Annotated in this window: 4 protein-coding genes and 1 pseudogene; 3 read left to right on the forward strand and 2 right to left on the reverse strand. The window is 68.9% G+C overall.

Annotated elements, in window-relative coordinates; translation table 11 throughout:
* Positions 1-41 precede the first annotated feature (41 nt).
* Positions 42-1,166 (reverse strand): 3-deoxy-7-phosphoheptulonate synthase, encoded by a 1,125-nt coding sequence (locus tag CFN17_RS01760; protein WP_208749695.1) that lies wholly within the window; start codon positions 1,164-1,166, stop codon positions 42-44.
* A 250-nt stretch (positions 1,167-1,416) separates the two neighbouring features.
* Entirely contained in the window at positions 1,417-2,010 is a 594-nt protein-coding gene (locus CFN17_RS01765; RefSeq protein ID WP_208749696.1) for a TetR/AcrR family transcriptional regulator, read from the reverse strand.
* Between the two features lie 109 nt (positions 2,011-2,119).
* On the opposite strand from CFN17_RS01765, the gene CFN17_RS01770 reads away from it, so the two are divergent.
* From CFN17_RS01770 to CFN17_RS01780, 3 genes and pseudogenes are all read left to right on the forward strand, one after another.
* Positions 2,120-3,406, forward strand: coding sequence for an MFS transporter (locus CFN17_RS01770; RefSeq protein WP_208749697.1), 1,287 nt, complete (start codon positions 2,120-2,122; stop codon positions 3,404-3,406).
* Positions 3,406-5,904 (forward strand): beta-glucosidase, encoded by a 2,499-nt coding sequence (locus CFN17_RS01775; RefSeq protein WP_208749698.1) that lies wholly within the window; start codon positions 3,406-3,408, stop codon positions 5,902-5,904. Before CFN17_RS01770 ends, CFN17_RS01775 begins: the two co-directional genes overlap by 1 nt.
* An 84-nt stretch (positions 5,905-5,988) precedes the next feature.
* Positions 5,989-6,237 (forward strand): annotated as a pseudogene (locus CFN17_RS01780) (IS30 family transposase); the annotation flags it as partial.

Genomic DNA, 6,237 nt, shown 5'->3' on the forward strand with positions numbered 1-6,237 from the left:
GAATCCCGAAATCCCGGCCGTCCGGGCACGCGGGCGGCAGGTCAGCCGCGGGTCCGGCGGGTCCGCGAGGAGGCCGCGAGCTGGTTCAGGACCGATGCCGTAACGTCCCAGTCCATGCAGGCGTCCGTCACGCTCTGGCCGTAGACCAGGCCGTCCCGGGCGGCCTGTCCGTCTGCGCCGGCGGCCGTAACGTCCAGGTTCTGCGCCCCGCCCACCAGGAAGCTCTCCAGCATGACGCCGGCAATGGCACCGGCGGAGGCGCCGCCGTCCTCGAGCTGGGCGCCGATCTCCAAGGCCACCTCGGCCTGGCGGTGGTGGTTCTTGCCGCTGTTGGCGTGGCTGGCGTCGACGATCAGGCGGGGGTTCAGTTGCTTGGCGGCCAGCTTGGCGGACGTGGCCTCGACGTCAGCGGCCGAGTAGTTCGGACCCTTGCGGCCGCCGCGCAGGATGACGTGGGTGTCCGGGTTGCCGGCAGTGGCCACCAGGGCGGCCCGCCCGCTGTCGTCGATTCCGAGGAACGCCTGGGCGGCCGCGGCGGCACTGCACGCGTCCAGCGCCACCTGGAGGTCGCCGTCGGTCCCGTTCTTGAAGCCGATCGGCATGGACAGGCCGGACGCCAGCTGGCGGTGGATCTGGCTCTCCGTGGTGCGGGCGCCGATCGCTCCCCACGAGACCAGGTCCGCGACGTACTGGGGGCTGATGGGCTCCAGGAACTCGGTGGCAGTCGGCAGGCCGAGCGAGGTGACCCGGTGCAGGAACCGCCGCGCCTCCTGCAGGCCGGCGGCGATGTCGTGGCTGCCGTCGAGCCGGGGATCGTTGATCAGGCCCTTCCAGCCCACGGTGGTCCGGGGCTTCTCGAAGTAGGCTCGCATCACGATCAGGAGGTCCTCACGGTGCTTCTCGGCCTGGCTGACCAGCCGGCGGGCGTACTCCAGGCCGGCCTTCGGATCGTGGATGGAGCAGGGGCCCACAATGACGAGCAGGCGGTCATCGACGCCGTCCATGATGGCGCGCACCTCGTCCCGACCGCGCCCGACGACGTCCGCCACCCGGGCGTCCAGCGGCAGTTCCGCGATCATGTCCTGCGGGGTGGGCAGCGGCGTGAACTCGCTGATGCGCAGGTTCGAGGTGGACTGCTGGGTTTCAGTGGCTGCTTCGATGCTCATGTTCGGGTCCTGTTCCGGATGCGGAGCGGGCCCTGATCAGAACCCGCCGGAGAAATGGCGAAGGGCAGAGAATGATCTCTGCCCTGTTGGCTCTGAAGGAAAGTTGGATGCGTGTCAGTTAGACGCGGGCCCCTCCAGAGCCAACGAAAAATACGCATACCAACGGTTAGTCATGGCTCCGACCATAGCGGCGCGGACCGGCGCGGGGCAAACGCCGGCCGTAACATTTCGCCGGTCGCCGGGTTACGCGTTAGGCGTGCGGCGCAGGCGCCAGGAGCACGTCCACCAGCTGGGTGAGCCCGTCGGCCATGTCCACGTTCTTGTCATACAGCCACTGCAGTTGCAGGCCGTCAAAGGCCGCAATGACCAGCCTGGCCAGCGTGTCCGGCGGAACGTCCGTCCGGACAGTCCCGGCACCCTGGCGGCGCACGATGTCCTGGCTGAGTTCCTGGACCAACTGCTCGTACCGGTCCTGAAAGTAGCCGTGGGAATCGTGTCCGGGATCGTTGGCGGTCGCCGAGGCCACGGCGTAGAGCGTGGTGAGGCCCGGTTCCTGCCGGTTGCGTTCGGCGACGACGGCGAGTGCCGCCAGCCCGACGTCCCCGCCCCCTCCAGCCTCCCGGCTGCGCCGGTCACGCTCGGCCAGCACCGCCGTGAGGAGTTCCTGTTTGCCGGTGAAGTAATGAAAGAGGGTTGCCTCCTTCACGCCGACGAGTTCGGCAACGCGCTTCAGGGCGGTGCCCTCAAAGCCCTCCGTGGCGAACACATCCGTGGCAGTCCGAACGATCTGCTCGCGGCGTTCAGCACCTTTCGCGTACGGTCCGCGGGGCTTCGACATTGGCATTGCTTCAGTCTATTTCACGATTTTGAACAAAAACCTAGTCAGACTCGGTTTTAGGCGCTACGATTTTTCGCAGGGCCCAACGGAGGGCCACTTTTCGTCAGGAGGCAATGTGGCCGTCAGGACCATCAAGCAGGATCTAGCGGCCCAGTCCGCACGCCAGGCTCCCAGCAGCCCGGAAACTTCAACCCGAAAGGCGCCCCGCGCCTACGTGATCGGCATGCCGATCGCGAGCGCCGGATTGTGGATGGCGGTGCTGGCCCCGGCCATCGTGGTGCTGGCCATCAAGATTTCCGAAATCACCACCCCGGACACCCGCGCCGGCGCCCTGAGCCTCGTCGCCGGGGTCGGCGCCGTCGTCGCCCTTCTCGCCAATCCGTTCTTCGGACGGCTGAGCGACCGCACCACCTCCCGCTTCGGGATGCGCAAGCCGTGGATTGTCGGCGGCGCACTGACCGGCCTCGCCGCCCTGTTCTTCCTGGGATCGGCCACCGATGTTCCCGGGGTCCTGGTGGCGTGGATCTTCGCGCAGCTGGGGTTCAACGCGGCACTCGCTGCCCTGGTGGCCACCCTTCCGGACCAGGCCGCCCCCTCGGAGCGCGGCCGCCTGTCCGGCCTGATCGGCATGACCCTCTCCGTCGGGCTTGTGGCGGCGGCGTTTTTCGCGCAGCTGTTCGACAACGCCCTGCAGATGGCCGTCGTCCCCGGCCTCGTGGGCACGGCCCTGGCCATCGGCTTCGCGTTCACCTTCAAGGACCGGGTCCTCACCGAGAAGCCTGCTCCGCTGAACCTCAAGGAGATCCTGGGTTCGTTCTACTTCAACCCCCGCACCTACCCGGGTCTGGGCTGGGCGTGGCTGACCAAGTTCATGGTCTATGTGGGCTACTGCGCGGCCCTGCTCTACCTGCCGTACTTCTTCACCGACCAGCTCCACGTCGCCCCGTCCCAGGTCACCACCCTGGTCTTCCAGGCCACGCTGATCAGCTCAGCCGGCACGGTCCTCACCAGTGTGGCCGGCGGCTGGCTCAGCGACAGGATCGGGAAGCGCAAGGGCATGGTGATCGCCTCCGCCCTCATCATCATGGTGGGCCTGATCGTCATTGCCACGTCCGGCACCACGGACCAGGTCCTGGTGGGCCAGGCCATCGCGGGACTCGGCCTGGGCTGCTTCGGCGCCGTCGACGTCGCCCTGATCGCCGACCTCCTGCCGGGCACTCAGTCTGAAAACGCCAAGACCTTCGGTGTGTTCAACATTGCCCAGGCGCTCCCCCAGTCCCTGGTTCCCGCCGTCGCCTTCCCCGTGATCGCCCTCGGCGGCTACCCCGCCCTGTTCCTGGGCGGCGCCGTCGTCGGCATTGTCGGCGCCATCCTCGTCACCCGCATCAAAGGAGTCAAGTAGTGAATCCCGCCCTGTCCCCCGCCGTACTGGCCCTCTCCCCTGATTCACCGGACGCGGAGGCCCGGATCCGGGAGCTCGCAGCCGGGCTGAGCCTGGAGCAGCAGGTCCAGCTCCTGACCGGCGCCGACGTGTGGTCCACGCACGCCATTCCCGAAATCGGGCTGGCCCGCGTGGTCATGTCGGACGGCCCCGCCGGCGTCCGCGGCGAGGATTTCGATGAGCGCCACGACTCTGTCTCGCTGCCGTCGTCCTCAGCCCTGTCCGCGACCTGGAGCGTGGAGACCGCCCGCCGCTACGGCCAGGTCCTCGGCCAGGAGGCACGGCGAAAGGGCGTCCACGCCGTCCTGGGTCCCACCATCAACCTCCACCGCTCGCCGCTGGGCGGACGGCACTTCGAATGCATGAGCGAGGACCCCCGCCTCACCGCGACGCTCGCCGCCGGGTATGTCGCCGGGGTGCAGTCCATGGGGGTGGGCGCCACGCCCAAGCACTACGTCGCCAACGAGGCCGAAACAGAGCGCTTCACGTCCGATTCGGTCGTGGCTGAGCGCCCGCTCCGCGAGCTCTACCTCGCGGCCTTCGAGGACGCCGTCACCGAAGCCCGGGCCTGGCTCGTGATGAGCTCGTACAACTCCATCAACGGCACCACGGCCAGCGAGAACACGCTCCTGGAGACGCCCCTCACCACGGAATGGGGCTTTGACGGCGTCGTGGTGTCCGACTGGACCGGCGTCCGGTCCGTGGAGGCCGCCAACGCGCACCAGGACCTGGAAATGCCGGGCCCCGTGGGGCATTGGGGACCCCAGCTCCTCGAAGCCGTCCGCGACGGCAGGGTCAGCAGGGACGCCATCATCGAAAAGGTCACCCGCATCCTGCGGCTGGCAGCCCGCGTCGGGTCCCTTGAGGGCTTCACGCCCGCCGTGAGGGACCTGCCCGCCCAGCTCAACGGCGCCGCCGTCGCCCGGGAAGTGGCCGTGCGCGGCGCCGTGCTGGTCCGCAACGAGGGCGGACTCCTCCCGCTGGAGGCCGCCAAGCTGGGCAGCGTGGCCGTGGTCGGGCACAACGCCGAGGAAGCACGCACCCAGGGCGGCGGCAGCGCCACCGTCATGCCCAAGTACACGGTCTCGCCGCTGGCGGGGCTGCGGAAGGCCCTGCCCGACGGCGTCGACGTTACCTACGCCCGCGGCGCCAAAGTGGCCGAAGGCCTCCAGCCGTTCCAGCGCGCGGCACTGCACAACCCGGCATCGGGCGTCCCCGGGCTCCGCGTCACGTTCATCTCGGAAGACGGAACCGAGATCTCGGGCGAAGACCGCCTCGCCTCGCACCTGATCTGGTTCGGCGTGGGCATCCCCGACGGCACCGCGGCCATCCGCATGCAGGCCGACTGGACCCCGGAAACGGCCGGCGTCCACCACCTCGGCGTCGGGACAGTGGGCCAGATCCGGCTCGCCCTCAACGGCGACGAGGTATTCAACGGCGAACTCGAGGACGACACCGACGTCCTCGGCGCTGCCCTGTTCGACCCGCCCAAGACCGTCCACGCTGTGGAAGCCGCCGCCGGCCAGCGGGTCCGGATCGAGGCAGAATACCGGTTGCCGAAGCAGCAGGCCATCCCCTTCACGGCAATCCTGCTCGGCGAGGAAACCGTCGTCGCCGATCCCCAGGCGGAGATCGACGCGGCCGTGGCCGCCGCACGGAACGCCGACGTCGCGGTGGTGGTCGTCGGCACCAACGCGGCGATCGAATCCGAGGGCTTTGACCGGACGGACCTCGACCTCCCCGGCGCCCAGAACCAGCTGGTGGAAGCGGTGGCAGCGGTGAATCCACGCACCGTGGTGGTGGTCAACTCCGGTTCGCCGGTGCTCATGCCGTGGCTGGAGAAGGTCAACGCGGTCCTGCTGGGCTGGTTCGGCGGGCAGGAATTCGGCACCGCGGTGGCCGACATCCTGCTCGGCACCGAGGAACCGGGCGGCCGGCTGCCCACGACCTGGCCCGCGGCGCTGGCTGACGTTCCGGTGCTGAACACCACGCCTGTCGACGGCAAGGTGGTCTACTCCGAAGGCATCCACGTCGGCTACCGGGCCTGGCTCAAGCAGCAGGCCGACGGCGGGGCGGCCCCGGCGCTGCCGTTCGGTTTCGGGCTCGGGTACACCACGTTCGGCTTCGGCACGCCGCACGCTCCGGCTTCCGTTCCCGCCGGCCAGGACGTTGTGGTGCACGTGCCGGTGCGGAACACCGGCGAACGCGCCGGCCGCGACGTCGTCCAGGTCTACCTTTCCCGTGCCGACTCCGGGGTGGAGCGGCCGGTCCGCTGGCTGGCCGGCTACGCCGGAACGCACCTCGCGCCCGGCGGCACCGAAAACGTGGAAGTCCGCATCCCGGCGAAGGCGTTCGGCCACTACGACGGCAGCTGGCAGTTTGAGCCCGGAACCTTCCGGCTGCTGGTGGGCCGGCACTCGGCCGACGACTTCCAGTCGCTGGACATCGTGGTGCGCTGAGCCGTCCCCGAGTCGGCACTTCGCGGCAGTGTTGGGCGCGCAAAATCATACGGTCGTTGCAACATTCTGTTTTTGGAGGTTGCTATGCCGAGTGGTTATCCGGCGCCGGATGCGCTGAAGGATGAGTTCTTTTCACTTCTGCGGCAGGGGGTGTCGGTGAAGGAGGCCTCGGCCCGGATTGGGGTGTGGCGCAGTAATACGCAGCGGTGGCTGGGCAAGACTGGCGGCATGCAGATGCGTATGGGTGTTGATGGAGGCGTTGAGGCGGGCCCGGTGCCCGCTGTCCGGCCGGGGTCCAACCGGCTTGATCTGGTGGACCGGGCGGTGATCATG

Origin of the sequence: Arthrobacter sp. PM3 (assembly GCF_003352915.1) — a bacterium.
GTDB lineage: Bacteria > Actinomycetota > Actinomycetes > Actinomycetales > Micrococcaceae > Arthrobacter.